We start from the raw sequence: 26425 nt of genomic DNA, 5'->3' as shown, positions 1-26425 counted from the left end.
GCGCCCGGCCCGGGACCCGGCCCGGCCAGGGTCCTGGCCCTGCCCCGGTTCCGTCATGAATGCCTGCGCCATACCGCTGTCCTCACTGCCGTGCTCCGCCGCGCCGCGCCTCGCCTGTGATCACCGACCCTAGGCGATGGTCCGTAAAGCGCCTTCTTAAAAGTGAGGACGGCGCGCTGACATCCCGGGGTTCCGGCCCGGCGGCCGCCGGAGACAGCTGTCACAGAACGGGCATGGTCCCGTCATCGGACGGGCATCCGGGAGGGAGGAAAGGGGCGGATGCAAGAAAAAGGGGCAAGTGGGCGAGGGGTGCGGCCGAAGCAGGGCCGCCCGTGGCCCCCGGGTCCGTCGGCTCCGTCGGCCTGCCGGCCCGCCGGCCCGTCAGCCCGCCGCCTCCGCTCGGGCCCTTGGGCGGACGCCGTCCAGGACCATGTCGACGATGTCCTCCGCGAGCCCCTCGGGGAGTTCCTTCCACTCGTGGAGGATGGCGCGGGCCAGCATCGGGCCGACGAAGAGGTCGGCGATCGCCTCGATGTCGTGGTCGGCGCGGATCTCCCCGGACTCGCGGCCGCGGCGCAGCACCGCGAGCAGCGCCTCGTGGCGGTCCCGGATGACCGTGTCGTGGTACTCCGCCCACAGCGCGGGCTGCGCCTTGACGTGGCTGACGACGGTGCGCAACACGGCGGAGTTGCGCTTGGCCAGCCCGCCCAGGCGAAGGAATTCGAGCAGCGCGACGAGGTCGTCGCGTACCGAGTCACCGTCGAGCTTCGGGCACCGGGCCTCCAGGGACCGCATCACATCGAGCATCAGGGCGCTCTTGCCCGGCCAGCGGCGGTAGACCGTGGCCTTGCCCACGCCCGCCTCGCGGGCGATGCGTTCCATCGACAGTTCGGCGATGGAGGCACCGTCCTCGATCATGCGCAGTACGGCCTCGATGATGGCGGTGTCGGCCGCGGCACTGCGCGGCCGGCCGCGGCGTTCGCAGGCCGCCGGTGCCGGCCGTACACCGGCCGTCGCCGCCTCGGGGTCTCCCGCCGTCCGGTTCATCGCTCTGCGTCCGCCTTTCGCTGTTCGTGCGGCACCGCCGCACGGGGTGCCGGTGCCGTCCGGCCCGGCAGGAACACCGCGACCACCACGGCGCCGAGCACCGCGACGGCCGCCGAGCCGAGCGCGGTGACGTGCATGGCGTGGATGAAGGCGGCCTCCGCGGAGTCGGCCAGCGTACGGCCGGCCGGGCCGAGCCTGCCGGCGAGGCCGAGGGTCGCCTCGATGGACTCGCCGGCCGCGTGCCGGACGTCGGCCGGCACGCCGGGCAGCGCGTCGAGCGTGCCCTGGATGCCGTCGCGGTAGGTCGTGGACAGCAGCGAGCCGAGGACGGCGACGCCCAGGGTGCCGCCGACCTGCCGGAAGGTGTTGTTGAGGGCGGAGCCGGAACCGGCCTTCTCGCGCGGCAGCGACTGCATGATCGAGACGGTGACCGGCGGCATGATGTGCGCCATACCGGTGCCCTGCACGAAGAACAGCACCTCCAGGACCCAGATCGGGGTGTCGGTGTCCAGCAGCAGCATGCCGGTCATGGTGACGGCGACCAGCAGCATCCCGACGGTGCACACCGCACGGGCGCCGAACCGGGCGACGACCAGCCGGGCCCGCGGCGAGAAGATCATCTGGGCGGCGGCCAGCGGCAGGATCAGCAGACCGGCCTGGAGCGGGGTGTAGCCGCGCACGCTCTGGATGTAGAAGACGGTGAAGAACGTGACGCCCATCAGCGCGAAGAAGACCAGCGCGATGGCGGCCACGGCGGCCGAGAAGGCGGGCTTGCGGAAGTAGCCGATGTCGATGGACGGGTGGCTGCTGCGCTTCTGGTGGACGACGAAGCCGCCCAGTACGGCGAGGCCGCCGAGGACCGTGCCGAGCACCTGCGGATCGGTGAAGTCGGCGAGCTGGCCGCCCTTGATGATCCCGTAGACCAGCAGGACGAGGCCGACGACGGAGAGCAGCACGCCGAACGGGTCCAGCCGGCCGGGGCTGGGGTCCTTGGAGTCGGGCACCAGCAGGATCATCGCGGTCAGCGCGATCAGCACTATCGGGACGTTGACGAGGAAGACCGAGCCCCACCAGAAGTGGTCGAGCAGCAGACCGCCGGCGATCGGCCCGATCGCGATGGCCAGGCCGACGCCGCCGGCCCAGATGCCGATGGCCCGGGGCTGCTCGTCCCGCTCGAAGACGTTCATCAGGATGGCCAGGGTGGAGGGCATCACGAAGGCGCCGCCCAGGCCCATCACCGCGCGGAAGGCGATCAGTTCGGCGGGCGATCCGGAGAACGCGGCGAGCACCGAACCGGTGCCGAAGACCACCAGGCCGAAGAGGAGCACCTTTTTACGGCCGAGCCGGTCGCCGAGCAGCCCCGAGGTGAACAGCAGCCCGGCGAAGACGAGGGTGTAGGAGTTGATCCCCCACTCCAGCTCGCTCTGGGTGGCGCCGAGGCCGACGGGGGCCGGGGTCGCGATCGTCTTCATCGCGACGTTGAGGATGGAGTTGTCCAGCACCACTATCAGCAGGCTGAGCATCAGGACCGACAGGATCGCCCAGCGGCGGCGGTGGATGTGGTCGGGGACCTGACGGGCGGCGGGTATGCCCGGGGCGGAGGGAGAGGAGGCCATGGAGGCACCTTACGCTTTCCGATACGGACCCGTTCCGTATCGCCGACGGGGGGATGGCCGCCCCTTCCGCTCCGCCCGCGCACCGTGCCAGCATGGGACCGAGTCCGGAGACGCCGTGAGGGCGCTTCGAGATGAGGAACAGGAGCCGTCACCATGACGCAGCTTTCGCCTGCCCGGAAACCGGCCGAGGGGTCCGTACCGCCCGCCGCGCAGTCCGCTTCGGAGCCCGCCGAACAGTCCGCTGCTCAGTCCGCCGAGAAGCCCGCCGCACCGCCCGTGGCCGACAGCAGCAAGACGCTGTACGGGGGCAAGGGTTCGCGCCGCATCACGGTCCGCGATATCGCCGCCGCCAAGCGGCGCGGCGAGAAGTGGCCGATGCTCACCGCCTATGACGCGATGACCGCCGGTGTCTTCGACGAGGCCGGCATCCCCGTCCTGCTCGTCGGCGACTCGATGGGCAACTGCCACCTCGGCTACGAGTCCACCGTGCCGGTCACGATGGACGAGATCACGATGCTGTCCGCCGCGGTCGTCCGCGGCACCCGACGCACCCTCGTCGTCGGCGACCTGCCGTTCGGCAGCTATCAGGAAGGGCCGGCGCAGGCGCTGCGCAACGCCACCCGGCTGGTCAAGGAAGCGGGGGTGGGCGCCGTCAAACTGGAGGGCGGCGAGCGCTCCGCGCACCAGGTGGAGCTGCTGGTCTCGGCCGGTATCCCGGTGATGGCGCACATCGGTCTGACCCCGCAGTCCGTCAACGCCTTCGGCGGCTACCCCGTCCAGGGCCGCGGTGAGGAGGCGGCCCAGCAGTTGCTGCGGGACGCCAAGGCGGTCCAGCACGCGGGGGCGTTCGCGGTCGTCCTGGAGGCGGTGCCGGCCGCACTGGCCGCCGAGGTCACCCGCGCGCTGCACATCCCGACCGTCGGCATCGGCGCGGGCCCGGAGTGTGACGCCCAGGTGCTGGTGTGGACCGATATGGCGGGCCTGACCGGCGGCCGGGTACCCCGCTTCGTCAAGAAGTACCTCCAGCTGCGCGAACTGCTCGGCGGGGCGGCGCAGGCGTTCGCCGAGGAGGTCGTCGGCGGCGCCTTCCCGGCCGAGGAGCACAGCTTCCACTAGGGATGTCACCGGGGCTTTCCCGGAGGTTCCGCCGGGCCGGGGCGGCCCCGTACGGTCCCCGGCCCCGGGCTCCCGTACGGGACCGCGCCCGGCCCGTCTGTCGGTGGGCCGGGCGCGGTGTCGGCGGCCTGTCGGTGCGTTGTCGGTGGCGGCTGGCACCTTTGAGGGCATGACGCGACAGACGATAACCACCAAGGGCGGAAACGCCGTGGAGGTGCGCGGTCTGGTCAAGCACTTCGGCGAGGTCAAAGCCGTCGACGGTGTGGACCTGGACGTGCGGGAAGGCACCGTGCTCGGCGTGCTCGGCCCCAACGGCGCCGGCAAGACGACCCTCGTACGCTGCCTGTCCACCCTCCTCGTACCCGACGCCGGCAGCGCCTTCGTGGCCGGCTACGACGTGGTGCGCCAGCCCCGCGCGCTGCGCCGCACGATCGGCCTGACCGGGCAGTACGCCTCGGTCGACGAAAAACTCTCCGGCCGGGAGAACCTCTACATGATCGGGCGGCTGCTCGATCTGTCCCGCAAGGACGCCCGCAGGCGCGCGGACGAGATGCTGGAGCGGTTCTCGCTGACCGAGGCCGCCAAGCGGCCCGCCGCCAAGTACTCCGGCGGTATGCGCCGCCGGCTGGACCTGGCCGCCTCCATGATCGGGCAGCCCGCGGTGCTCTATCTGGACGAGCCGACGACCGGCCTCGACCCCCGTACCCGCAACGAGGTGTGGGCCGAGGTGCAGCGGATGGTGCGCGAGGGCGCGACGGTGCTGCTCACCACCCAGTACATGGAAGAGGCCGAGCAGCTGGCGAACGAGCTGACGGTCATCGACCGCGGCCAGGTGATCGCCGAGGGCCGGGTGGACGAGCTGAAGGCCAAGGTCGGCGGCCGGACGCTCCAGATCCGGCCGACGGACCCCGGCGAGCTGGAGCGGATGACCGGTGCCATCGCGCAGGCCGGTCTGGACGGCATCGCGGGGGCCACCGCGGACCGCGCCGACGGCGTGGTCAACGTCCCGATCATCAGCGACGAGCAGCTGACCGCCGTGGTCGGCGTGCTCGCCCGGCAGGGCTTCGAGCTCGCCTCGATCAGCACCCATCTGCCCAGCCTGGACGAGGTGTTCCTGGCCATCACCGGCCAGAAGACCTCCGAGGCGGGGGCCGGCGCGGACGCCGGCGACACCCAGGACCAGCAGTACGCGGAGGTATCGGCATGAGTGCCGCGACAGTGACGGCGCCGCCGGTGAAGGCCCGCGCCGACGAGGGCCGGATCGGCGTACGCGCCAATCTGCGGCACATCGGCGCGCTGGTGCGGCGCAACGCCCTCCAGATCAAGCAGGACCCGGAGTCGATGTTCGACGCCCTGCTGATGCCGGTCATCTTCATCCTGCTGTTCGTGTACGTCTTCGGCGGCGCCATCGCGGGCAAGGGCAACCAGCAGGAGTACGTCCAGTACCTGGTGCCCGGCATGATGGCGATGATGGGCATGAACATCGCCATGGCGGTGGGCACCGGCGTCAACGAGGACTTCCGCAAGGGCGTCATGGACCGCTTCCGGACGATGCCCATCGCCCGGTCCTCGGTCCTGATAGCCAAGATCGTCGTCGAGGTCGGCCGGATGCTGATCGCCACCGCGATCCTGCTCGGCATGGGCTTCCTGCTCGGCCTGGAGATCCGGGGCGGCTTCCTCGAATTCCTCGGCGCGATCGTGCTGTCCACGGTGTTCGGCGCGGCCCTGATGTGGATCTTCATCCTGCTGGGGCTCACCATGAAGACCCCGCAGGCGGTGCAGGGCGTGGCGATGCTGGTGCTGATGCCGCTCCAGTTCGGCTCGTCGATCTTCGCGCCGACGCAGTCGATGCCCGGCTGGCTGGAGGGGTTCACCAAGGTCAACCCGCTCTCCAACCTGGCCGACGCGGCCCGCGCGCTGATCAACGGACACGGTGCCGTCGCGCACCCCACGCTGATCACGCTGGGCTGGGCGGTCGCCATCACGGCCGTGACGATGCCGCTGGCGGTCGCCAAGTTCCGCAACAAGACCTGATGTCCGGCGCCCAAAGCAAGCACCGGACGGCACGGACCTGACGCGTCTCCACGCGCCACAGACCTGACGCGTATCCCTTCGCCCGGCTCGCGTCAGATGAGGGCGGTGGCCTCCTCCAAGGAGAGGCCACCGCCTTCGGCGTACGCGCGTGCGTACGCGGCGTCGTCGAGCACCGCCCGCGCCGCCGCCTCGGCGCGCGCCCGGTCGCCACGGACCATCAGTGTCGGTACCTGGATGCTCACCAGCGCGTCGTACGCGCCCACCAGCCGGGCCGCGTCCCGCCCGCCACGCTCGCCGTGGACGGCCATCAGCAGCCGTGCTCCGGTGAGGAGATGGACCACCGGCAGGTCCGGCGCCACCACCCGCGCCATCGTGCCCCGCACCAGGGCCGCCGCCGAGCGGAACCGCGCCAGCAGATCGTCGCCGCGACCCTCGTCCAGATCCACCGAGATCAGCAAGGTCTCCAGGACCCCCCGGAACAGCTCCGGGGCGTGCGGACCGAACACCTCCCGCACCGCGAGCAGTTCGCCGCGGGCCTCCGCCGTACGCCCCGAGACCGACAGCCACATCGCGAGCGACAGATGCGCGAAGGGCGTCGCTTCGCGGCCGCTGTGCTGGTCCCTGGCCTCCGCCAGCACCTCGCGCAGCAGCCGCTCACCGGCCTCCCCCCGGCCCTCCTCGATCAGCACACCGGCCAGCCGGGTGCGCAGCATCAGGGTCTGGCCGTGGGCGCCCAGGTCCTCGGCGTGGACCATCGCCGCCCGGTAGTCCTCCTTCGCCAGCTCGTACTCACCGCGCTTCTCCCGGGATTCGCCGCGCCCCGCCAGCGCCTCGGCCGCACCCCAGGTGTCCCCGAGCCGGACGAAGATCCGCAGCGATTCGTCGGCGTCCCGGGCCGCCTGCTCCAGTCCGCCGGGGTGGTCGTTGAGCAGCTTGGAGCGCAGTTGCAGGACGAAGGCGAGCTCCCATTCGTAACCGAACTCGCGGCAGGCGTGCACCGCCTTCCCGACCTCGTCCACCATGCCGTCGAACGAGCCGTTGAGCATCACCGCGTAGAACCACAGGACGCCCGGCACCTTGCAGGTCTGCGGCATACCGCTGCGGTAGGCGGCGAGAATGCCCGCCACCTGCCGCGACGACCGCGGCGACCGCAGCGCCTCGACATCGCTCTCCAGGCTGGACAGGGCGACCAGCCGGACCTCCCGGCGGGCCTCCTGGAGCTGCTCGGGGGCCAGCGGCGGCGGCCGGTCGATGGGCGATTCGTACAGGTCGGGGGCGGGTCCGACGGGCGGTTCGAAGGGGTCGGGGCCGAGCGCGCCGACCGCCTCCGACCACTGGCGGGCCTCGCTGCGCAGATCGCGCAGCCACCAGAACCACTGCATCGACAGCACCAGGCAGAGCGCCTCGTGCTCGTCGCGGGCGGCGATGGCGCGGCGCAGCGCGGTCCGCAGGTTGTCGTGTTCCAGCCCCAGCCGCTCCAGCCAGCCGCGCTGGCCGGGGCCGCGCAGCAACGGGTCGGCGGTGCGGGCGAGTTCGCGGTAGGCGACGAGATGGCGGCGCTCGGCGTCGGCCCGTTCCCCGGCCTCGTCCAGCCGCTCGCCCGCGTACTCCCCCACGGTCTCCAGCAGCCGGTAGCGCATCTGTCCGTCCGGCGCGGGCGCCGCCACCACCAGCGATTTGTCGATCAGTGAGCCGAGCAGCCCGGCCACCTCGCGCCCGTCGACGCCGCCGCCCGCGCAGACCTCCTCGGCGGCGGTCAGATCGCAGCCGCCGGCGAAGACGGACAGCCGGCGCAGCACGGCGCGCTCGGGTTCGTCGGTCAGCTCCCAGGACCAGTCCACGACCGCGCGCAGCGTCTGCTGCCGGGGCAGCAGGGTCCGGCTGCCGCTGGTCAGCAGCCGGAAGCGGTCGTCGAGCCGGTCGGCGATCTGCCGCGGGGAGAGCAGCCGCAGCCGGGCGGCGGCGAGTTCGATGGCCAGCGGGAGACCGTCCAGCCGGCGGCAGATCTCGGCGCAGGCGGCCCGGTCGTCCTCGACGCGGAAGCCGGGGCGGGCGGCGGCGCCGCGGTCGGCGAGCAGCCGCAGCGCGACGGGGTCGGGCAGCGGTTCGACGGGGCGCAGCACCTCGCCCGGTACGGCCAGCGGTTCGCGGCTGGTCGCCAGCACCGTCACCCCGGGGCAGTCGGCGAGCAGCCGCTCGGCGAGCGCGGCGGCGGCGCCGATCAGATGCTCGCAGTTGTCGAGGACCAGCAGCATCCGGCGGTCGGCGCAGAGCTCGGCGAGCCGGGCGAGCGGGTCCAGGGCGGTCGGGTCGGCGGCGGCGCGCAGGCCCTCGACGGCGCTGCTGCGGACGACGGTCTCCCGGCCGCCGAGCGCGGTGAGCACCGCCTCGGGCACGGTCTGCGGATCGTCGAGCGGGGCGAGTTCGGCCAGCCAGACGCCGTGCGGCCAGGCTTCCGGCGCGGCGGCCACCGCGCTTTCGGCGCCCTCCTGCGACAGCCGCGTCTTCCCGGCCCCGCCGGGCCCCAGCAGGGTCACCAGCCGGTGCGCGGCCAGGTCGGCGCGGAGCGCCGCCAGGTCGGTGTCCCGGCCGACGAAGGAGGTGAGGCGGGCCCGGAGATTGCCGGGGCGGGCGGGAACGAGCGAGCTGAGGAGGGTTCGGGAGGCGCGGGGGTCAGCCGCGGGACGGGTGGGGGCGGCGGGAGTGGCGGGCGCTCCCGGGGTGGTGGTGCCGTTGGCGGCGTCCGTGGCGGAGGTTCCGTCGGGGGCGGCCGGGGCGGGGGCGGGGTACGCGGTGGGGGTACCGGTGGGGGCCGGGGTGCCGGAAGGGGACGGTGCGGCCTGGTGGGGCGCGCCGGTGGGGGTTCCCGGGGCCGTTCCGGCCGGTGCCGCCGGCCCCGGTCCGGTAGCCGGTCCCGGCGGTGTGGCCGCGCTCCGGACCGGCGCCGCGTCCCGTACCGGCGCGGGGCGGAGCAGTTCCGCGTGCAGGGCGCGGAGCTCGGGGCCGGGGTCGGCGCCGAGGCGGTCGGCGATGACGGTACGTATCTCCTCGTAGGCGGCGAGCGCCTCGGCGGTGCGGCCCGCGTCGCGCAGCGCGCGCAGCCGCAGGGCCTGGAGCGGCTCGTCCAGCGGGTGGTCCTGGCAGAGCGCGGCCAGCGTGGGCAGCGCCTGGCCCGCCCGGCCGAGGGCGAGGTCGGCGGCGAGCCGGGTGCGCTGCGCGTCCAGCCGGCGGGTCTCGGCGCGGGCCGCCTCGACGCGGGCGTCGGGCAGGTCGGCGAGGGCCGGACCGCGCCAGAGCGCCAGCGCGTCGTCGAGGAGGGCGGCGGCGCGGGCCGGATCCGCGGCGGCGAGTGCCCGGCCGCCCTCCGCCGCGAGCCGTTCGAAGCGGTGCAGGTCGACGGCGTCCGGCTCGGCGCACAGGCGGTAGCCGCCGTCGACGGAGGCGACCGCGGCGCGGCCCAGGGCCCGGCGCAGCCGGGCGACCAGGGCCTGGAGCGCACCGGCCGCGTCGGCGGGCGGGTCCATGCCCCAGATGTCGGCGATCAGTACGTCCGGGGGCAGCGCCCGGCCGGGCCGCAGCGCGAGGGCGGTGAGCAGGGCGCGCAGGCGTGCGCCGCCGAGGGCGACGGGGGTTCCGTCGGCCCGGCCGGCCTGGGTGGTGCCGAGAATTCCGTAGCGCACCGGCCCATTGTCGTTCACGGCTGTGCCGCCCACTGCCCGGTCACCCTTCCCATATCCCTGAAATGTCCCTGAATCGGCTCCGCCGAGGCTCCGGCCGTACCCGGAAATCCGCCCCTGGGTCCAGCCTGCCCGGAACCCCGGGAGCACCGCGCCTCGTTTTCCGCACACGGGCTTTTCCGTGCACCGGGCGCCGTTCCGTGGATACGGTCATGGCTGCCCACCACCAGACCTCCGGGAGCCGCAGACGATGACCACAGCAATCCGGCGCGCCGACCGGCGCATCAGCCCGGTCTTCCTCGCGCTCGTCGCCGTCCTGGCGGTATCGGGATGGGCCGTGTGGAGCGGGGCGCTCGCGGCGGGCACCGGCTTCGCGGTGTTCTTGTTCGTGGTGTCCGGCTGGGTGGTGTCGCTCTGTCTGCACGAGTACGCGCACGCCCGCACCGCGCTGCACAGCGGCGACATCTCGGTGGAGGCCAAGGGCTATCTGACGCTGAACCCCCTGAAATACACGCATGCGCTGCTGAGCATCGTGCTGCCGGTGCTCTTCGTGATCCTGGGTGGTTTCGGGCTGCCGGGCGGCGCGGTGTTCATCGAGCGGAGCCGCATCCGGGGGCGCTGGCGGCACAGCCTGATCTCGGCGGCCGGGCCGCTGACGAACATCCTGTTCGCCGCGGTGGTGACCGCGCCCTTCTGGCTCCACCAGCTGGCCGGGGTGCCCGCCGCGTTCCGCTACGCGCTGGCGTTCCTGGCGCTGTTGCAGGTGACGGCGGCGATCTTGAACTTCCTGCCGGTGCCGGGGCTGGACGGCTACGGCGTGATCGAGCCGTGGCTGTCGCACCGGCTGCGGCGCCAGGTGGAGCCGTTCGCGCCGTTCGGGCTGCTGGCGGTCTTCGGGCTGCTGTGGGTGCCGGAGATCAACCAGGTGTTCTTCGACCTGGTGGACGCGATCCTGCGCGCGCTGGGCGTCTCGAACTGGGACAGCTACTGGGGCCGGGAGCTGTTCCGCTTCTGGCAGGGCGAACCGCAGATCCCGCTGGTCACCGGCATCGGCCAGGCGCTGTCGTAGCGCACCGGCGGGCGGGTGTCGCGGCGCACATCCGGCGGGCGGTGCCGCGGCGCACCCGGCGGCGTCAGCCGGACGCCGCCGCGCCGGACTGCGCCGACTGGTCCGCCTGCGCCGCCCGGTCCAGCTTCGCCTTGCGTACGTAGAACCACGCCATGTTGCTGGAGATACTGGCCATCAGGATCCATACGACGCCGAGCCAGCTGCCCCGTACGAAGGAGACGACGGCCGCGGCGACGGCGAGGACGCACACGACGGCGGCCCAGACGGCGAGACGCGGGGCCGGGCGGGACGAGGGCACGGAGGGCATGGGGGTCGGCTCCTGTCGGGGGTGGCGCGGTCCTCCCCAGTGTCCCCCATGCCCCGTTCGTGCCCCACGCGGGCCCGTGCGGCGCCACGGCCCGGCCCCGCCGTCCGCGACCGGCCTCCGGCGTGCCGGGCCCGTACGTGGGTAACCGGCTCGGACGTCCGTGACTGCCTCAGACGTCCGTGACCCGGAGCCCGGCGTGTGCCTTGTAGCGGCGGTTGACCGAGACCAGGTTCGCGACCAGCGACTCGACCTGGTGGGCGTTGCGCAGCCGGCCCGCGAAGACGCCGCGCATACCGGGGATGCGGGCGGCCAGCGCCTGCACCACGTCGGTGTCCGCGCGGGCCTCGCCGAGCACCATCACATCGGTGTTGATCTCCGCGGTCTGCGGGTCCTGGAGCAGTACCGCGGACAGGTGGTGGAAGGCGGCGGTGACCCGGGACTCGGGGAGCAGGGCCGCGGCCTGCTCGGCGGCGCTGCCCTCGGCCGGCTTGAGCGCGAAGGCGCCCTTCTTGTCGAAGCCGAGCGGGTTGACGCAGTCGATGACGAGCTTGCCGGCCAGCTCCGCGCGGAGGGACTCCAGGGTCTCGGCGTGGCCCTCCCAGGGCACGGCGACGATCACGACATCGCTGCGCCGGGCGCAGTCGGCGTTGGCCGCGCCCTCGATGTCCAGACCGAGTTCCCCGGCCGCGGTCTGCGCGCGCTCGGCGGCCCGGGAGCCGATGATCACCTTCTGGCCGGCCTTGGCGAACCGGTAGGCCAGGCCACGCCCCTGGTCACCGGTGCCGCCGAGGACGCCGACGACGAGGCCGGAGACGTCCGGCAGGTCCCAGGGATCGCGCTTGAGGGCGGCCTTGGCGACGGTCGCGATGTTCACGGGCTGAGCAGCGTCAGGAGTAGTCATGACAGCGATACTGTCACGCCTTCACCGGCGGCATCCTGGCGCCGTCGGCACACCCGCGCCACTCGCACTCCTGCCCCCACGGTCACGCCTGCCCGCCGCCCTCGGCGGGACCCGCCCGCCGGTGCCGCTGAAGCAGCGTCAGCGGCACCGGCGGCGGCACCCCCGGACGGGAACGTGCCGCCCACCGTGCGGGGGTTGCAACTGCTCGCCAGGGAGCACGCATGAGGCCGGATCAGCTCGATCCTGTGATGGTCGGCTCGCGGGCTCGCTGGCTCGCGGCCTCCGGGGCGGGGCGGGCCAGGGTCGCTGGGCGGCCTGGGACGCCGGGTGTGGTGCCGGCGTGCGGGGCCCCTTTGCCGCCAGCGAGATGGTTCAGGGCCTCCCCGTCGCCTCCGGCCACATCCACATGGCCAGGTCGTGAGGGACTCCGCCCTTCCGGGACCGGACCACGGACGCGATCCGTGTCGCCGCCCGATTGCGAAAGCGGACGACCAGTGCGCCCAGGACCGTTCGGGGCGTGCCAGTGCGCGGACTCACTCCCGCTCACTGCCCAGGAACGGCGGAGCGCCAGTTGGCGGAGCGGCGGCCGGTGGTCCGCACAGCTGATCCAGGAGGCCGGCCCCGGCCGGATTGCCGCGCCGTCTCCCGAACGGGTGACGCCGGTGGGAGCGATCACCGGGCGGGGTGGTGCCGCGGCAGGATGCGGGGCCATGGATGCGTCACAGGTCGCGCTGCTGCGCGAAATCCTCGCCGGCACCGAATGGGTGCAGGCCAGCCGCCGCTTCGCCGGAACGCTGCGCGCCGGGGTCACCCGGCACGGCGGCGGGCTGCTGCTGGTCGGCAGCGCCACGTACGAGCCCTGGCACCTGGCCGCGCACCTCGACGACGAGGCCGCCTGGTCGGGGCTGCCGGAGCTGTCGCCGACGCTGGTGCGGCACCACGTACGCGCCGGGGTGCCGGCCCATCTGTCGGTGGGGCTCGGCCGGCTGGCGGCGGCCGGGCGCGGCACGACGCTGCTGGTCGTCACGCCGGAGCAGCCGGGGGCCGGGCTGCTGGAGCGGGTGCACGACGCCCGGCGCGGCGGCGCGACGGTGCTCGCGCTGGACGGCGGCGACCGTGAGCTGCACGCGCTGGCCCATGACGCGCTCGCCGCCCCGCCGACCGCCCTCGGGCCCGCCGGACCCGCAGGTCCCGGCACCGGTATCGGCCCCGGCTCCAGGCCCGGCCCCGACCATGACACGCTTCAGCATCTGGTCAGCACGGCCGCCGGGGAGCACGGCGGACCCGCATCGCTCCCCGGGCAGCCGCCAGGCCGGTCCGCCCCCGGGCGCCGCCGCTTCCGCGACCGGCTGGCCCGGCTCGCCGACGAGCTGACCGCACCGCCGCCGCCACGCTGGTGAGCCCCTGATGTACGCGGCGCTGCCGGCCGGGTCCTTCCTGGTGAGCCTGACCAGCGGCTGGATGTCGCGGGTGCGCCGGCAGGGCCGCGCCGTCGTGCCGGCGGCCGGGGTGTGGGGGCCGGCCGTGTGCACCGCCGGGCAGCTGCGCGACGTCTGGCTGGTGCTGCTCTCTCTGACGCCGGCCGACGCCTGCGACATGATCAGCGGCATCTTCCGCTCGGCCAGGTGGAACCGGACGATCCCGGACGAGTTGCGCGGCCGGCCGGGATCGAGCTGCTGTCGTACCCGGTGGGCCCGCAGCTGGGCCAGGTCCGGGTCGGAGGCATGGCGGCGCCGACGGGCGTCCGCACGTCGATCGGGGCGGGCGGGGTGCGCTGCCTCGCGGCGCGCGGGCCACCGGCGCCGGCACTGCCGAAGCTGAGGGCGTACGACGAGCGGACCGACGGGCACGCGCCCCGGATGCGCGAGCGACGCTCCGCCGGGCCGGACGACCGGGCGGCGGACACCGCCCGGGACGACCCGGACGCCGGACCGGCCCCGGCCTGAGCGCGGGGACGTCCGCCGGTCCCGCTACCGGCCCGCGCCCTCGTCCGGGCCGCCGCTCTCGTCCGGGCCCTTGCCGCCGTCCGCGGCCTTGCCCTTGTCGTGCCAGCGGGGGTCGGTCTCCCACTCCAGGTTGCGCTCGCGCGCCGTCTCCATCGCGTGCGCCGCCTCCTCGCGGGTGGCGTACGGGCCGAAGCGGTCGGCGGCCCGGCACTCGGGGCCCTCCTCGACCGTCTGGTGGCGGAGGCAGTAGAACCATTCGCCGGGTTTGCCGACCGTACGCCTCTTGAACAGCGCCATTGCCGCCTCCTGTGGGGGACTCCTGTGCCGCCATCCTGCCCGATGGCCCGCGGATACACTCGCTGGCATGTCTGGCCAGTCGCTTCTTGTCCCGGGGAGCATCTCCCCCGCCCGCCCCGTCCCCGCCTCCATCCCGCGCCCCGAGTACGTCGGGAAGGACGCGCCCACCCCTTATACGGGGCCCGAGGTGCAGGACGCCGAAACGATCGAGCGGATGCGGATCGCCGGCCGGATCGCCGCGCAGGCGATGGCGGAGGCCGCCAAGCACATCGCGCCGGGCGTGACCACCGATGAACTGGACCGGGTCGCCCACGAGTTCATGTGCGACCACGGCGCCTACCCCTCCACGCTCGGCTACCGCGGCTTCCCCAAGTCCCTGTGCTCCTCGCTCAACGAGGTCATCTGCCACGGCATCCCGGACTCGACCGTCCTCAAGGACGGCGACATCGTGAACCTGGACGTCACCGCCTACATCAACGGTGTGCACGGCGACAACAACGCCACCTACCTGTGCGGCGAGGTGGACGAGGAGTCGGCACTGCTGGTGGAGCGCACCCGCGAGGCGCTCAACCGCGCGATCAAGGCGGTCAAGCCGGGCCGGCAGATCAACATCATCGGCCGGGTCATCGAGTCCTACGCCAAGCGGTTCGGCTACGGCGTGGTCCGGGACTTCACCGGCCACGGCATCAACTCGTCCTTCCACTCCGGCCTGATCGTCCCGCACTACGACAGCCCGCACCACACCACCGACATCAAGCCCGGTATGACCTTCACGATCGAGCCGATGCTGACGCTGGGCAGCCACGACTACGACATGTGGGACGACGGCTGGACGGTCGTGACCAAGGACCGCAAGCGCACCGCGCAGTTCGAGCACACGCTCGTCGTGACGGAGACGGGCGCCGAAATCCTCACGCTTCCCTGATCTGTCCAGGGGTAGGCTTTTTACCGACAGGGCGTCGGGAACAGGTTGACTTAGGTAAGCCTAAGTAGTTAGGTAAGCCTAAGTTCTAGCGGAATCAGCCTGTTCCCGTCCGCTCCCCCTCGGTCCCCGGAGGTCCGCCTTGGAAGCGCCCAGCCCGACCCCGCCCGCGCCGTCGGCGCCGTCCACGCCGTTCTCGACGGTCATCCGTACCGCGTCGCACGAGCAGCACACCGAGGCCGAGAACTCCTCCTTCATGAGCGATCTCCTCGGCGGCAGACTCGGCGTTCCGGCCTACCGGCGCTACACGGAGCAGCTGTGGTTCGTCTACCGCGCACTGGAGGGGGCCTCCGCGGCGCTCGCCCAGGACCCGGTCGCGGGCCCCTTCATCCGCCCGGAGCTGGCCCGCACCGCCGCTCTGGAGCGTGACCTCACCCATCTGGGCGGCTCGTCCTGGCGGGACGGTCTGGAGCCGCTGGCGGCCACCGCCGCGTACGCCGACCGGATCACCGCCTGCGCCCGGGACTGGCCGGCCGGCTATGTCGCCCACCACTACACCCGCTATCTGGGCGACCTCTCCGGCGGCCAGATCATCCGCGGCACGGCGGAGAAGACCTGGGGCTTCGCCCGCAAGGGCGACGGCGTGCGGTTCTACGTCTTCGAAGGCATCGGCAATCCCGCCGCCTTCAAGCGCGAATACCGCGAGCTGCTGGACGCACTGCCGGTCGACGACCTGGAGAAGCAGCGGGTGGTCGACGAGTGCAAGCGCGCGTTCGCGCTGAACAGCGCGGTCTTCCAGGAGCTCGGTGAACAGTTCCCGCTGAGCGCGTAGGCGGGGCGGGAGCCGACGGGCCGAGCGGGCCGGGGCTGTGGGGTCGGGGCCCGCGGTCCGGGGTCCGGGGTCCGGGGTCCGGGGTCCGGGGGGGGGACATGGCCCGGGGTCGGCGCTCCCTGCGCGGGCGGTTCCCGCACAGGCGCGCCCCGCACGGTTCGTACGCCGTAGCCCGTACGCCGTAGCTGGTCATGGGCTGCGGCGTGCGGACGCGGGGGCGCCTCGCGCCGGGCGTACCGGCCGCTGGGGCGTATCGGTGGCTACGGCGTATCGGCGCGTACCCGGCCGCCGACCTCGATGGTGCCGTCCGGGTGGGGGCGGGTGAGGATCTGTGAGCCCGTTCCCTGGCGGATGTCCAGGGGGCGGCCCAGTTCATGGGTCAGCAGCAGTGCGGCGGCGCCGGTCGCCTCGTCCTCCACGATGGCGTCGCCCCGGCGCGGGAAGGCCCGCGCACGGACCACCCCGGCGGCCTCGTCCTGCCAGGCCCAGGCATAGAGCCAGCCCTCCCCCGGCGGCGGCGCGGGCAGCGCGTCGACGTCGGCGACCGAGGCGTAGCGCTCGGTGCGGCGCGCGGTCACCCACGCCGCCCGCCCGCGCACCCAGGTGATCTCCCCGTCGTAGGTCACCGCCACCTCACCGGCCGGTGGCCGCAGCGTCCGCGGCGGACGGCCGAGGCCGCGCAGCAGCCAGGCCAGGCCGACCAGCGGATGCCCGGCGAAGGGAAGTCGGACGCTCGGGGTGTGGATGTCCACCGTGCCGCGCGCGGCGTCGTCGAGGAACACGGTCTCGCTGAAGCCGAGTTCGGCGGCGAGCGCGGCGCGCTCGGCCCTGCCGGGAACGGCCGCTCCGTCCAGGACGACGCCCAGCGCGTTGCCGCCGCTCCCACCGGGACCGCAGAACACCCGGAGCACTTGGTGCTCCGGGTGTTTCGCGGGTTCTGCCGGGTTCGCCGGGTGTTCCGGATGCTCCACAGGCTCCGGGTGCACATCGAATTCGGTCATCTGCCCGCCCGTCCGCTCATCCGCCCGTCCGCCCGTCCAGCGGTCCGTCCGACCGCCTGTCGGCCATTCAATCGCACGGCCTGCCGGGGGTGTCCGGCTGCCAGGCGCGTCCGGCTGTCGGGAGGGGGCACCCCGTAAGGGCGCGGGGCCGGAGAGCGGCGACCGGGCCACGGGAGCCCGGTGCTCGCCATGTCCCTTACGGGGTGGCCGGGTGAGGGCGGGAGGGGGTAGGCGCCGGAGTCAGCGGATGGCGCGGCGGCGGGTGGCGTAGGCCGCGGCGCTGCCCGCGACGACCAGGGCGGCGGCGGTGCCGATCAGGGCTTCGGTGGGGACCGCGGAGCCGGTGGCGGCGAGCGCACCGCCGGCGCCGTTGCCGCCGCTGAAGCTCGCGGCACCGGTTCCGGAGCCGCCGGACGCACCGGAGCCGCCGGACGTGCCCGCGCCGGAGCCGCTGCCGCCGGCCGGGAGCTGGGCGTTCGCGTCGAGGGAGACCGCGAGCGTCACCGGGTCGAGCGCCCGGCCCGCCGGGTACATGTTGTCGAAGGCCGTGGCACCGGCTGCGGTGAGCGTCGCGGGCACCTTGTCGAGGGTGACGACGTTCTTCACCGGGGTGAGTGCGCCGGCGGGGACGGCGAGGTCGGCGACCGGCATGGCCCGGGTGGTGGTGACCTTGCCGGACGCCCGGGACTTGGCGGAGACGTCCGCCACGAGGGTGCCCTTGGTGCCGCTGACCTTCACCTTGAGGTTGCCGAACTTCAGGTCCAGCGCGCCGGAGTGCGCCAGGAAACGGACCGAGCCGTTGAAGTCGGCGGCCAGGGCGGACTTCCCGGCGTCGACCGAGCCATGGCCCTTGGGGAAGCGGTAGCCGGCGCCGGACGTCGCGGCGCCGCCGCCGAGTTCGGCCCTACCGCCGCCGATGGGGCCGGTCACGTACTCGCGGAAGGACTTCTTGACGCCCCAGTCGAGGGTGCCGTCGACGATGGTGCCGACGGCGACGGCGGACGATGCGTCCGGGCCGGGCCGGCCGGCGGACTTGTCGGTGCCGGGCTTCCCGGCGGGCTTGCCGGTGCCGGGCTTCTCGGCCGACTCACCACCGCCCTTTTCCCCGGGCTTGTCGCCGGACTTGTCGCCGGGTTCGGTGGTCGGCTCGGCTGACGGCCCGGTGGTGGGCGGCTGGGTGGCGTCGGGCTTGGGGGCCGGGGTGGTGGCCGGTGTGACGGAGAGGATGGCCGGATCGAGTTCCTGGCCCTCCTTGTACATGCCGTTGAACGCCTTCGCGCCCTCGGCGGTCAGTTTCGTCGGGATGCCCGCGAAGGTCATCGCGCCACCCGCGCCACTGCCCGGCCGTACGCCGGAGAGGTCGAGCGAGGCGAGCGGCACATCGTCCTCGGTCTTGCCGGCCGCGGTGACATCCGCGGTGATGGCGCCGCCGGTGCCCTTGGTGGAGAGCTTGAGGTCGGCGATCTTGATGTCGAAGCCGTGCGCGGTGGAGCTGAAGCGGACACCGCCCTGGAAGGTGGTGGCGACGGAGTGGGTGGCGGTGTCGTAGCTTCCGGTACCGCCGGAGAAGGTGAACGGACCGTTGCCCGCGGCCTGTTGGGCGCCGCCCACGGTCTCGATCGTGCCGTGTGCGATGCCCGTCACGTACTTACGGAACGACTCCTTCACCCCCCAGTCGAGCCGGCCGTCCTTGAGGTCGAGCCGTGGTGCGGCGGTGCGGCCGTCGGCGGCGATGGCGACGGCGGGCAGGCCGAGCGCGGCGGTCGTGGCGAGCGCGGCGGCGAGGGTGAGCGAGCGGCGTATGGCGGGCATGGTGGTGGGTCTCCTTGGTTGATGGGTTGGCCGGTTGGCGGGTAGGCCGGTTGGCCGGTGGAACGACTCGAAGGGATCAGCCGGACCGGATGGACTGGACGGTCCGGACGGACCGGACGGACCGGACGGATCAGCCGGGCGGTGGGGACGTCGAGGGGCGGGTCAGCCCTGGGGCGCGGACGGTGCGGACGGTGCGGACGGTGCGGGCGGTGTGTCGGCGGCGGCCCTGCGGCGGCGGGCGCGCAGCACCAGGAAGGCGGCAGCGGCGGCGATGAGGACGGCGCCGCCCGCCAGGGACAGCGGCAGCACGGCGGAGGAAGTGGCGGAGGTGGCGGGAGAGGAAGCAGCGGCGGGCTCGGCCTCCCGCTGCTTCGGGGTGGCCGCGGCGGTCGGGGCGGTGCCGAGGTCGGGGAGCGCGGGGAGGCGGACGCCTTCCCTGACGGCGACGGAGAGCGAGACCGGGTCCATGGCGGTGCCCGCCGGGTAGATCCCGCCGAACGCCTTCGCGCCCTCCTCGGTGAGCCTGGCCGGGGCCTCCTTGACGGCGATCAGGCCGTCCGCGGGCTTGAGTTGGCCCGCGTCGAAGGTGGCCAGGGGTGTCCTGCGGGCGACCTGCTTTCCGTCCGCGCCACCCGCTCCGCCGGTGGTGACGTCCGCGGTGAGCGTGCCCCGGCCGTCCCGTACGGTCACGGTGACCGCGTTCAGGGCGAGGTCGAGGTGGGTGCCGGTGAAGCGGAGCGTGCCGGTGAAGGCGGCGTCGAGGGTGTGCCCCGCGGCGTCGTAGGAGCCCTTGCCGCGCGGGAAGCGGAAGAGCGCGCCGCCGTCCTGGGCCCCGTCGCTCAGCTGCCAGCGGCCCCGGGCGATGGAGCCGGTGACGTACTCGCGGAAGGTGCGGCGGACGCCCCAGTCGAGGGCCGCGTCCACGATCGCCCCGTCGCGGTCCCCCTCCTCGCCGTCCTGCTTCTCGCCGTCCTCGGCACCGGACTTCGGGTCGCCGGAGGCGTCGTCGCCCGGCGTCCCCGGCGCGCGGACATCGGCGGACAGGCTGACCGGATCGAGCGGGGTGCCCGCCGGGTAGTAGCCCGCGAAGGCGCTCGCGCCCTGGGGGGTGAGCGTCGCCGGGAGGTTGTCCAGGGCGAGGGGACTGCCGCCGCCGCGGGTGTCGAGGCCGCCGACGCCGAGGGAGGCGAGCGGCACCCGCGAGGCCGTGGTGACCCTGCCGGTGCCCTTCTCCTTGCTGGTCATATCGGCGTAGAGGGTGCCCCGGCCGCCGGAGATGACGACCTCGGGGCGGCTGATGGTGAGGTCGAGTTCGTAGGAGCCGTCCGGTTTCCGGTGGCCGGTGAAGTGCACACCGCCGGAGAAACCGGCGGTCAGCGCGCCGCTGTCCGGGTCGTAGCCGCCGGCCGCGGAGTGGAAGCGGAAGCGGCCGGCGCCGACGGTGGCGGCGCCACCGGTCAGGTTCCAACTGCCGTGCGCGACAGGGCCGGTGACATAGGACTGGAAGGAGGATTTGACCGCCCAGTCCAGCCGTCCGCCGGCGACCGTACGGGCCGCCGCCTGCGCACCGGCCGCCGGCAGCAGCACGGTCAACGCGCCGGCGGGCAGGGCCACGCCGAGGGCGACGGCGAGCACCCGGACCAGTCCGCGGCGCAGTCCGTGGCACAGCGCCCGGACGCGGGCCGCGAGCGGGCTCCGTGCCGGGCCGGGCGTGCGGCCCGGCACGGCGAGGCCGCGGGCCGGTCTGAACGACAGCATGGGGTACCCCTTCCAGGGCTGGTTATTTAGGTAAGGCTAACCTAAGCTACGTCGGGTCGGAACGGTACCTCGCGCTCACCGCGGGACCACCGGCCCGGCCAACCGGCGTACAGAGAAAGGCGGGACAGTGACAGCGACCCTCGGGGGGCCGATCCGGCGCCTTGCCACCCGCGCCGCCGCGACGATCGGCGCGGCGGCGCTCGCGCTGGCCCTCGCCGGCTGCTCGGGCGGTGCGGACGGGGCCTCGCCGCCCGCCGCCCCGAAGGCGGCGAAACCGGCCGCGGACCGGGTCGAACCGCTGCCGGGGGCAGCGCCCGAGCCCACGCTGCCGGTGGCCGTACCGTCCGCCGACGGCCACCGGGTGACGGTCCGCAAGACCGGCCGGATCGTGCCGCTGACCGGTTCCCTCTCGGAGATCGTCTTCACCCTGGGGCTCGGCGACCGGGTCGTGGCCCGCGATGTCACCGCCACCTTCGACCAGGCGAAGGAGCTGCCCGTGGTGACCCGCGCGCACGACGTCTCGGCGGAGAGCGTGCTCTCGCTCAAGCCCGATGTGGTGCTCGCGGAGACCACCACCGGACCCGCCGAGGCCATCGACCAGATCCGCGCGGCGGGCATCCCGCTGGTCGTGCTGCGCCCCGCCACCGGACTGGCCGACGTCGACACCAGGATCACCGCGGTCGCGACGGCGCTCGGCGTGCCGAAGGCCGGGCAGGCGCTGGTCACGCGAACCGACCAGCGCATGGCGGACGTGCGCCGCGGCATCCCGCACGGCGGCACTCCGGCGGACCGGCCGCGGGTGGCGTTCCTCTATCTGCGCGGTTCCGCCTCCGTCTACCTGCTCGGCGGTGCGGGCTCCGGCGCCGACTCGCTGATCGGGGCGGCCGGCGGTATCGACGCGGGCAAGGCGTCCGGTCTGAAGAAGGACTTCACCCCCATCACGAGCGAGGCGCTGGCCAAGGCCGCGCCGGACGTCATCCTCGTCATGTCCAAGGGACTCGAATCGGTCGGCGGCGTGGACGGCCTGGTGAAGATCCCCGGTGTGGCCGAGACGCCGGCCGGTATGGACCGCCGGGTGATCTCCGTCGACGACGGGGTGCTGCTCAACTTCGGCCCGCGCACGGACCAGGTGCTGCGCTCACTCGTCACCCAGCTCCACGCCAAGGGGAAGTGATATGTCGACACTTCCGCGTGCGAAAACGGTGCGGGGCCACCCGATGCGGGACGGCGCCGCGCCGGACGGCATGGCGCCGGACGGCATCGGGCGGGCCGGCATGGCGCCGGACCCCCCGGGGACGGACGACGCCACGCGCGCCACCGATCCCTCAGAACCCACTGCTCCCGCAGCTCCCATAGACCCCGCAGCCCCTCCTGCGCCCCACCCCCGCCGGACCGCCACCCGCACCGCTTCCCTCACCCTGGGTCTCGCGCTCGCCCTGCTGCTGGCCGCGCTGCTGTCCGCCGGGACCGGCGCGTACGAGATCCCGCTCGGCGATGTCGTCGGTTCACTGCTGCATCAACTGCGCCTGGGCGGCGGTGCGCTGGACCGGGTCGGGGAGAGCGTGCTGTGGCAGGTGCGGCTGCCGCGGGTGGTGCTGGCGGTGCTCGTCGGTGGATCGCTGGGGTGCGCGGGCGCGCTGATGCAGGGCGTGTTCGGCAATCCGCTGGCCGAACCCGGCGTCATCGGGATCTCGTCCGGCGCGGCGGTGGGCGCGGTCGGCGCCCTCGCGCTCGGGCTGACCTTCCTCGGCAACTGGACGGTGCCGGCCTGCGCGTTCGCCGCGGGGCTGCTCACCGTGCTGATCGTCTACGCGCTGGCCCGCTCCGGCGGCCGTACCGAGGTCGTGACCCTGATCCTCACCGGTATCGCGGTGAACGCGTTCGCGGGGGCGCTGATCGGCCTGTTCCTCTTCTTCGCGGACACCGCGCAGCTCTCCCAGATCACCTTCTGGCAGCTCGGTTCGCTCTCCCAGGCAACCTGGCCGAAGGTGCTGGCCGTACTGCCGTGCGCGCTCGCCGGGCTGGCGGTGGCGCCGCTCTACGCGCGCCGGCTGGATCTGCTGGCGCTCGGCGAGCGGCCCGCCCGGCATCTGGGGGTGGAGGTCGAACGGCTGCGGATGGCCCTGGTGCTGGTCGTCGCGCTGCTGACCGCCGCGGCGGTCGCCGTGGCCGGTGTCATCACCTTCGTCGGGCTGCTGGTGCCGCATCTGCTGCGGATGGCGGCGGGCCCCGGGCACCGCTTCCTGATTCCGGGCAGCGCGCTCGGCGGCGCGCTGGTCCTGGTCGTCGCCGATCTCGCGGCCCGTACGGTCGCGCAGCCCGCCGAACTCCCGCTCGGCGTGCTGACCGCGCTCTTCGGCAGCCCGTTCTTCTTCTGGCTGCTGCGCAGGACCCGCCGCAAACAGGGCGGCTGGGCATGAGCCCGCGTACCGCCCGCCCGCACACCCCCACCGGAGGCCGTCGATGATCGGGAAGCTGTTCGCCGGGCGGGGCAGGCGGCTGCCCCGGGGAACGGCCGCCGGGCAGCCGTACGCGCGGGCCGAGGCGCTGACGGTGCGGCTGGGCGGCCGCACGGTGCTGCGCGGGGTGGAGCTGACGGTGCGGGCCGGTGAGGTGCTGGCGCTCGTCGGGCCGAACGGCGCGGGGAAGTCGACCCTGCTGGCCGCGCTCGCCGCCGATCTGCCGGCCGCCGCGGGCGCGGTGCGCATCGACGGCCGCCCGGCCGGCGACTGGTCGGCGCCCGAACTGGCGCTGCGCCGGTCCGTGCTGCCGCAGTCCGCCGCACTGTCCTTCCCGTTCACGGTGGCGGAGGTCGTCCGGATGGGCCGGGCGCCGTGGGCCGGGACGCCGGACGCGGACGCGGACGAGGGCGCGGTGGCCGCGGCGATGGCCGCGACCGAGGTGGCCGGTTTCGCCGGGCGGCCGTTCTCCGCGCTGTCCGGCGGCGAGCGGGCCCGGGTGGCGCTGGCCCGGGTGCTGGCGCAGCGCGCCCCGCTGCTGCTGCTCGACGAGCCGACCGCCGCGCTGGACCTGCGCCATCAGGAGCTGGTGCTGGGGATCTGCCGGGAGCGGGCGGCGGCCGGGGACGCCGTGGTGGCCGTGCTGCACGATCTGGGGCTCGCCGCGGCGTACGCGGACCGGGCGGCGGTGCTGCACGACGGGGTGCTCGCCGCGCAGGGGCCGCCCGCCGAGGTCTTCACGGCGGAGCTGCTCTCCCGGGTCTACCGGCAGCCGGTCGAGGTGTTCGGGCATCCGCGGACCGGTATTCCGCTGGTCATGCCTCACCGCGAGGCATGACCCTTACCTTGACCTGCCCATGACCCGACCGCGACCGGGCCGCCGCCGATTCGTGACGGTGCCGTAGTGCGTGAGAGCCGGATCACGGGGAAACGTGGGCAGAAATGAGGTAAGCCTCGGATAAGTTAGGGCTGCCTTAGTAACTCATACCCGACATCCGGTTTCCGATCCTCCGTTTCCGGACCGCCCGAGCCAGCCTGGAGAACCCCCATGCGAGCGCTTCGCTCCACCACCGTCGCCGCCGTCGCGGTGGCCGCGACCCTCACCGCCGTCTCGGGCTGTGCCCAGAAGAGCGACGCCAAGGGGGCCGACGGCAAGGGTGTGATCGAGGTGACCGCGACGGACACCGGCTGCGAGGTCTCCGCGACGTCGTTCCCCGCCGGGCACGTCCAGTTCTCCGTGCAGAACAAGGGCTCCAAGGTCACCGAGGTCTACGTCTACGCGCCCGGCGACCGGATCGTCACCGAGCGGGAGAACATCGGCCCCGGCACCAAGGCGGAGATCACCGCCGAGATCAAGGCCGGCACCTACGAGGTCGCCTGCAAGCCCGGGATGAAGGGCGACGGCATCCGGCAGAAGGTGACCGCCAGCGGCAAGGGCGCGGAGGCCAAGCGCGACCCCCGGCTGGACGCCGCGGTCGCCGCGTACCGCAAGTACGTCCAGGAGCAGGCCGACCAGACCCTCCCCGCGGCGCGGAAGTTCGCCGACGCCGTCAAGGCCGGTGACGTGGCGGCCGCCCAGCGGACGTACGCGCTCTCGCGGGTCGGCTGGGAGCGGACCGAGCCGGTCGCCGAGTCGTTCGGCGATATCGACCCGAAGGTCGATGTGCGGGCCGACGGCCTGGAAGACGGGCAGAAGTGGACCGGCTGGCACCGGCTGGAGAAGTCGTTGTGGGAGGAGAAGAAGATCTCCGAGGACGACAAGAAGCTGGCCGCGCAGCTCATCACCGACCTGGAGGACTGGCAGAAGCGGGTCGGCACCGCCGAGATCACCCCGACCAGCATGGCCAACGGCGCCAAGGAGCTGCTGGACGAGGTCGCCACCGGCAAGGTCACCGGTGAGGAAGAGCGCTACAGCCACACCGACCTGCTCGACTTCCACGCCAACGTGGAGGGCGCGCAGCACGCCTACGAGCTGCTCAAGCCGGTCGTCGCCAAGAGCGACCCGGCGCTGGCCAAGGAGCTGGACAAGCAGTTCGCGGCGATCCGCGCCCAGCTGGACAAGCACCGGGACAGCGGTTCCGCGGACGGCTTCGCCTCGTACGACACCGTCGGCAAGGACGCGCGCAAGGAACTGTCGGACGGCGTCAACGCGCTGGCCGAGCCGCTGTCGAAGCTGGCCGCCGCCGTGGCCACCGGCAAGTAGTCCGTCGCGGGACGAGCGAGACAAGGGATCACGAGGATGACTGGCGACGGTACGAAGAACAACGGGCCGGCGGACGGCACGGCGGGCGAAGACGCGCCGGCCGCCACCGCCGGGCATGCCGACGGGCGGGTCCCGTCGCGGCGCGCGCTGCTGGGCTGGGGCGGTGCGGGGCTGGCGCTCGGCGCGGTCGCGGCCGGCGGTACGGCCGTGGCGCTGCGCACCGGCGGCGACGCCGCACCGGCCGTGGCGGACGTGTCCTCGGCGGCCGTACCCTTCCGCGGCCCGCACCAGGCCGGGATCGCCACCGCCGTCCAGGACCGGCTGCACTTCGCCGCGTTCGACGTCACCATCGACGACCGCGACGAGCTGATCGCACTCCTCAAGGAGTGGACGAAGGCGGCGGCGCGGATGACGGCGGGCGACGCGGTCGGCGACGGCGCGGTGGGCGGGCTCGCCGAGGCGCCGCCGGACGACACCGGTGAGGCGCTCGGGCTGCCGCCGTCCCGGCTCACACTGACCTTCGGCATCGGCCCGACGCTCTTCGAGAAGGACGGCAAGGACCGGTTCGGCATCAAGGACCGGCGCCCCGAGGCGCTGATCGAGCTGCCGCAGTTCCCCGGCGACAACCTCGACCGGGCGCGCAGCGGCGGCGATCTGTGCGTGCAGGCATGCGCCGACGATCCGCAGGTCGCGGTGCACGCGATCCGCAACCTGGCCCGGATCGGCTTCGGCAAGGTCGCCATCCGGTGGTCGCAGCTGGGCTTCGGCAAGACGTCCTCGACGACGCCGGACGCGCAGACGCCGCGCAACATGTTCGGCTTCAAGGACGGCACCCGGAACGTCTCGGGCGACGACGCGGCCGCGCTGGACCGGCATGTGTGGGTCTCGGCCGCGGACGGGAAGGCCGACGCGAAGCGGGGTGCGGACTGGATGACCGGCGGCTCCTACCTCGTCGCCCGCCGCATCCGGATGCACATCGAGACCTGGGACCGCACCTCGCTCAAGGAGCAGGAGGAGATCTTCGGCCGGGACAAGGGCGAGGGCGCGTCGGCCGGTAAGAAGAACGAGCGGGACACCCCGCATCTGCCGTCGATGCTGCCGACCGCGCATGTCCGGCTCGCGCACCCGGACGCCAACGGCGGGGTGCACATCCTGCGCCGCGGCTACTCCTTCACCGACGGCACGGACGGCCTGGGGCGGCTGGACGCGGGGCTGTTCTTCCTCGCCTACCAGCGGGACGTACGCCACGGCTTCGTCGCGCTGCAACAGAAACTGGCGCGGCACGACGCGCTCAACGAGTACATCCAGCACGTGGGTTCAGCGGTCTTCGCGATCCCGCCGGGCGTCCGGGACTCCGGCGACTGGTGGGGCCGGGCGCTGTTCGCCTGACTCCGTGGTCCCCCGTGACACCGCCCCGGGGACCCGGTC

General features: G+C 73.6%; 21 protein-coding genes and 1 pseudogene. 13 read left to right on the top strand and 9 right to left on the bottom strand.

Annotated features, from left to right (window positions below; translation table 11 throughout):
- Positions 1 to 381 precede the first annotated feature (381 nt).
- Together ACLJWH_RS06240 and ACLJWH_RS06235 are read right to left on the bottom strand one after the other, a co-directional pair.
- Positions 382 to 1047 (bottom strand): TetR/AcrR family transcriptional regulator, encoded by a 666-nt coding sequence (locus ACLJWH_RS06240; protein WP_411140569.1) that lies wholly within the window; start codon positions 1045 to 1047, stop codon positions 382 to 384.
- Entirely contained in the window at positions 1044 to 2663 is a 1620-nt protein-coding gene (locus ACLJWH_RS06235) for an MFS transporter (RefSeq protein ID WP_411140568.1), read from the bottom strand. Before ACLJWH_RS06235 ends, ACLJWH_RS06240 begins: the two co-directional genes overlap by 4 nt.
- 153 nt (positions 2664 to 2816) lie before the next feature.
- Between ACLJWH_RS06235 and panB the strand changes: the two genes are divergently transcribed.
- From panB to ACLJWH_RS06220, 3 genes are all read left to right on the top strand, one after another.
- Positions 2817 to 3779: a 3-methyl-2-oxobutanoate hydroxymethyltransferase gene (panB, locus tag ACLJWH_RS06230; protein ID WP_411140567.1), complete on the top strand. Its 963-nt coding sequence runs from the start codon at positions 2817 to 2819 to the stop codon at positions 3777 to 3779.
- A gap of 169 nt (positions 3780 to 3948) precedes the next feature.
- Positions 3949 to 4986: an ATP-binding cassette domain-containing protein gene (locus ACLJWH_RS06225; RefSeq protein WP_411140566.1), complete on the top strand. Its 1038-nt coding sequence runs from the start codon at positions 3949 to 3951 to the stop codon at positions 4984 to 4986.
- Positions 4983 to 5813, top strand: coding sequence for an ABC transporter permease (locus tag ACLJWH_RS06220; protein WP_411140565.1), 831 nt, complete (start codon positions 4983 to 4985; stop codon positions 5811 to 5813). Before ACLJWH_RS06225 ends, ACLJWH_RS06220 begins: the two co-directional genes overlap by 4 nt.
- 92 nt (positions 5814 to 5905) lie before the next feature.
- On the opposite strand, the gene ACLJWH_RS06215 is transcribed toward ACLJWH_RS06220, so the two are convergent.
- The gene (locus ACLJWH_RS06215; protein WP_411140564.1) at positions 5906 to 9493 is read right to left on the bottom strand and encodes an AfsR/SARP family transcriptional regulator; all 3588 of its coding nucleotides are present in this window, start codon (positions 9491 to 9493) and stop codon (positions 5906 to 5908) included.
- Between the two features lie 247 nt (positions 9494 to 9740).
- Between ACLJWH_RS06215 and ACLJWH_RS06210 the strand changes: the two genes are divergently transcribed.
- Positions 9741 to 10559 carry a site-2 protease family protein gene (locus ACLJWH_RS06210; protein WP_411140563.1) on the top strand — a complete coding sequence of 273 codons (819 nt, stop codon included), beginning with the start codon at positions 9741 to 9743 and terminating at the stop codon, positions 10557 to 10559.
- A gap of 64 nt (positions 10560 to 10623) precedes the next feature.
- Here ACLJWH_RS06210 and ACLJWH_RS06205 read toward each other — a convergent pair whose 3' ends face one another.
- Together ACLJWH_RS06205 and npdG are read right to left on the bottom strand one after the other, a co-directional pair.
- Positions 10624 to 10866 (bottom strand): hypothetical protein, encoded by a 243-nt coding sequence (locus ACLJWH_RS06205; protein WP_411140562.1) that lies wholly within the window; start codon positions 10864 to 10866, stop codon positions 10624 to 10626.
- A gap of 169 nt (positions 10867 to 11035) precedes the next feature.
- The gene (gene npdG, locus ACLJWH_RS06200) at positions 11036 to 11767 is read right to left on the bottom strand and encodes an NADPH-dependent F420 reductase (protein WP_411140561.1); all 732 of its coding nucleotides are present in this window, start codon (positions 11765 to 11767) and stop codon (positions 11036 to 11038) included.
- Positions 11768 to 12477: 710 nt separating this feature from the next.
- On the opposite strand from npdG, the gene ACLJWH_RS06195 reads away from it, so the two are divergent.
- Together ACLJWH_RS06195 and ACLJWH_RS06190 are read left to right on the top strand one after the other, a co-directional pair.
- Complete coding sequence (locus ACLJWH_RS06195; RefSeq protein ID WP_411140560.1) at positions 12478 to 13167, top strand: hypothetical protein; 690 nt, start codon at positions 12478 to 12480, stop codon at positions 13165 to 13167.
- 4 nt (positions 13168 to 13171) lie between these two features.
- A pseudogene (locus ACLJWH_RS06190) lies at positions 13172 to 13713 on the top strand (MFS transporter); the annotation flags it as partial.
- A gap of 24 nt (positions 13714 to 13737) precedes the next feature.
- Here ACLJWH_RS06190 and ACLJWH_RS06185 read toward each other — a convergent pair.
- A complete protein-coding gene (locus ACLJWH_RS06185; protein WP_411140559.1) occupies positions 13738 to 14010 on the bottom strand; it encodes a hypothetical protein in 273 nt (90 codons plus the stop codon).
- A gap of 67 nt (positions 14011 to 14077) precedes the next feature.
- Here ACLJWH_RS06185 and map point away from each other — a divergent pair, with 67 nt between their 5' ends.
- Both map and ACLJWH_RS06175 read left to right on the top strand, forming a co-directional pair.
- Positions 14078 to 14935 carry a type I methionyl aminopeptidase gene (gene map, locus ACLJWH_RS06180; RefSeq protein WP_411140558.1) on the top strand — a complete coding sequence of 286 codons (858 nt, stop codon included), beginning with the start codon at positions 14078 to 14080 and terminating at the stop codon, positions 14933 to 14935.
- A 139-nt stretch (positions 14936 to 15074) separates the two neighbouring features.
- The gene (locus ACLJWH_RS06175; protein WP_411140557.1) at positions 15075 to 15764 is read left to right on the top strand and encodes a heme oxygenase (biliverdin-producing); all 690 of its coding nucleotides are present in this window, start codon (positions 15075 to 15077) and stop codon (positions 15762 to 15764) included.
- A 260-nt stretch (positions 15765 to 16024) separates the two neighbouring features.
- Here the strand turns inward: ACLJWH_RS06175 and ACLJWH_RS06170 are convergent, their stop codons facing one another.
- The 3 genes from ACLJWH_RS06170 to ACLJWH_RS06160 form a co-directional block, all read right to left on the bottom strand.
- Positions 16025 to 16675, bottom strand: coding sequence for a PhzF family phenazine biosynthesis protein (locus ACLJWH_RS06170; protein ID WP_411140882.1), 651 nt, complete (start codon positions 16673 to 16675; stop codon positions 16025 to 16027).
- A gap of 330 nt (positions 16676 to 17005) precedes the next feature.
- On the bottom strand, positions 17006 to 18577 hold the full coding sequence (locus ACLJWH_RS06165) for an HtaA domain-containing protein (protein ID WP_411140556.1): 1572 nt from the start codon (positions 18575 to 18577) through the stop codon (positions 17006 to 17008).
- A 162-nt stretch (positions 18578 to 18739) separates the two neighbouring features.
- Positions 18740 to 20335 (bottom strand): HtaA domain-containing protein, encoded by a 1596-nt coding sequence (locus ACLJWH_RS06160; RefSeq protein WP_411140555.1) that lies wholly within the window; start codon positions 20333 to 20335, stop codon positions 18740 to 18742.
- 127 nt (positions 20336 to 20462) lie between these two features.
- On the opposite strand from ACLJWH_RS06160, the gene ACLJWH_RS06155 reads away from it, so the two are divergent.
- From ACLJWH_RS06155 to efeB, 5 genes are all read left to right on the top strand, one after another.
- Positions 20463 to 21509, top strand: coding sequence for a hemin ABC transporter substrate-binding protein (locus ACLJWH_RS06155; RefSeq protein WP_411140554.1), 1047 nt, complete (start codon positions 20463 to 20465; stop codon positions 21507 to 21509).
- 100 nt (positions 21510 to 21609) lie between these two features.
- Positions 21610 to 22755 carry a FecCD family ABC transporter permease gene (locus ACLJWH_RS06150; protein WP_411140881.1) on the top strand — a complete coding sequence of 382 codons (1146 nt, stop codon included), beginning with the start codon at positions 21610 to 21612 and terminating at the stop codon, positions 22753 to 22755.
- Positions 22756 to 22798: 43 nt separating this feature from the next.
- Entirely contained in the window at positions 22799 to 23632 is an 834-nt protein-coding gene (locus ACLJWH_RS06145) for a heme ABC transporter ATP-binding protein (protein ID WP_411140553.1), read from the top strand.
- A gap of 210 nt (positions 23633 to 23842) precedes the next feature.
- Entirely contained in the window at positions 23843 to 24997 is a 1155-nt protein-coding gene (gene efeO, locus ACLJWH_RS06140) for an iron uptake system protein EfeO (protein WP_411140552.1), read from the top strand.
- Between the two features lie 36 nt (positions 24998 to 25033).
- The gene (gene efeB, locus ACLJWH_RS06135; RefSeq protein WP_411140551.1) at positions 25034 to 26386 is read left to right on the top strand and encodes an iron uptake transporter deferrochelatase/peroxidase subunit; all 1353 of its coding nucleotides are present in this window, start codon (positions 25034 to 25036) and stop codon (positions 26384 to 26386) included.
- Positions 26387 to 26425 lie beyond the last annotated feature (39 nt).

Source organism: Streptomyces sp. x-80, from assembly GCF_046549095.1.
GTDB classification, from domain to species: domain Bacteria; phylum Actinomycetota; class Actinomycetes; order Streptomycetales; family Streptomycetaceae; genus Streptomyces; species Streptomyces celluloflavus.
The sequence above is the reverse complement of the archived record's forward strand: the minus strand, read 5'-3'. Positions and strand labels throughout refer to the sequence as shown.

What these genes read in the sequence shown, in the direction of transcription:
- ACLJWH_RS06240 (WP_411140569.1), bottom strand. Translation starts at nt 1,047, where the DNA reads ATGAACCGGACGGCGGGAGACCCCGAGGCGGCGACGGCCGGTGTACGG.
- ACLJWH_RS06235 (WP_411140568.1), bottom strand. Translation starts at nt 2,663, where the DNA reads ATGGCCTCCTCTCCCTCCGCCCCGGGCATACCCGCCGCCCGTCAGGTC.
- panB (WP_411140567.1), top strand. Translation starts at nt 2,817, where the DNA reads ATGACGCAGCTTTCGCCTGCCCGGAAACCGGCCGAGGGGTCCGTACCG.
- ACLJWH_RS06225 (WP_411140566.1), top strand. Translation starts at nt 3,949, where the DNA reads ATGACGCGACAGACGATAACCACCAAGGGCGGAAACGCCGTGGAGGTG.
- ACLJWH_RS06220 (WP_411140565.1), top strand. Translation starts at nt 4,983, where the DNA reads ATGAGTGCCGCGACAGTGACGGCGCCGCCGGTGAAGGCCCGCGCCGAC.
- ACLJWH_RS06210 (WP_411140563.1), top strand. Translation starts at nt 9,741, where the DNA reads ATGACCACAGCAATCCGGCGCGCCGACCGGCGCATCAGCCCGGTCTTC.
- ACLJWH_RS06205 (WP_411140562.1), bottom strand. Translation starts at nt 10,866, where the DNA reads ATGCCCTCCGTGCCCTCGTCCCGCCCGGCCCCGCGTCTCGCCGTCTGG.
- npdG (WP_411140561.1), bottom strand. Translation starts at nt 11,767, where the DNA reads ATGACTACTCCTGACGCTGCTCAGCCCGTGAACATCGCGACCGTCGCC.
- ACLJWH_RS06195 (WP_411140560.1), top strand. Translation starts at nt 12,478, where the DNA reads ATGGATGCGTCACAGGTCGCGCTGCTGCGCGAAATCCTCGCCGGCACC.
- ACLJWH_RS06185 (WP_411140559.1), bottom strand. Translation starts at nt 14,010, where the DNA reads ATGGCGCTGTTCAAGAGGCGTACGGTCGGCAAACCCGGCGAATGGTTC.
- map (WP_411140558.1), top strand. Translation starts at nt 14,078, where the DNA reads ATGTCTGGCCAGTCGCTTCTTGTCCCGGGGAGCATCTCCCCCGCCCGC.
- ACLJWH_RS06165 (WP_411140556.1), bottom strand. Translation starts at nt 18,577, where the DNA reads ATGCCCGCCATACGCCGCTCGCTCACCCTCGCCGCCGCGCTCGCCACG.
- ACLJWH_RS06160 (WP_411140555.1), bottom strand. Translation starts at nt 20,335, where the DNA reads ATGCTGTCGTTCAGACCGGCCCGCGGCCTCGCCGTGCCGGGCCGCACG.
- ACLJWH_RS06150 (WP_411140881.1), top strand. Translation starts at nt 21,610, where the DNA reads ATGGCGCCGGACCCCCCGGGGACGGACGACGCCACGCGCGCCACCGAT.
- ACLJWH_RS06145 (WP_411140553.1), top strand. Translation starts at nt 22,799, where the DNA reads ATGATCGGGAAGCTGTTCGCCGGGCGGGGCAGGCGGCTGCCCCGGGGA.
- efeO (WP_411140552.1), top strand. Translation starts at nt 23,843, where the DNA reads ATGCGAGCGCTTCGCTCCACCACCGTCGCCGCCGTCGCGGTGGCCGCG.
- efeB (WP_411140551.1), top strand. Translation starts at nt 25,034, where the DNA reads ATGACTGGCGACGGTACGAAGAACAACGGGCCGGCGGACGGCACGGCG.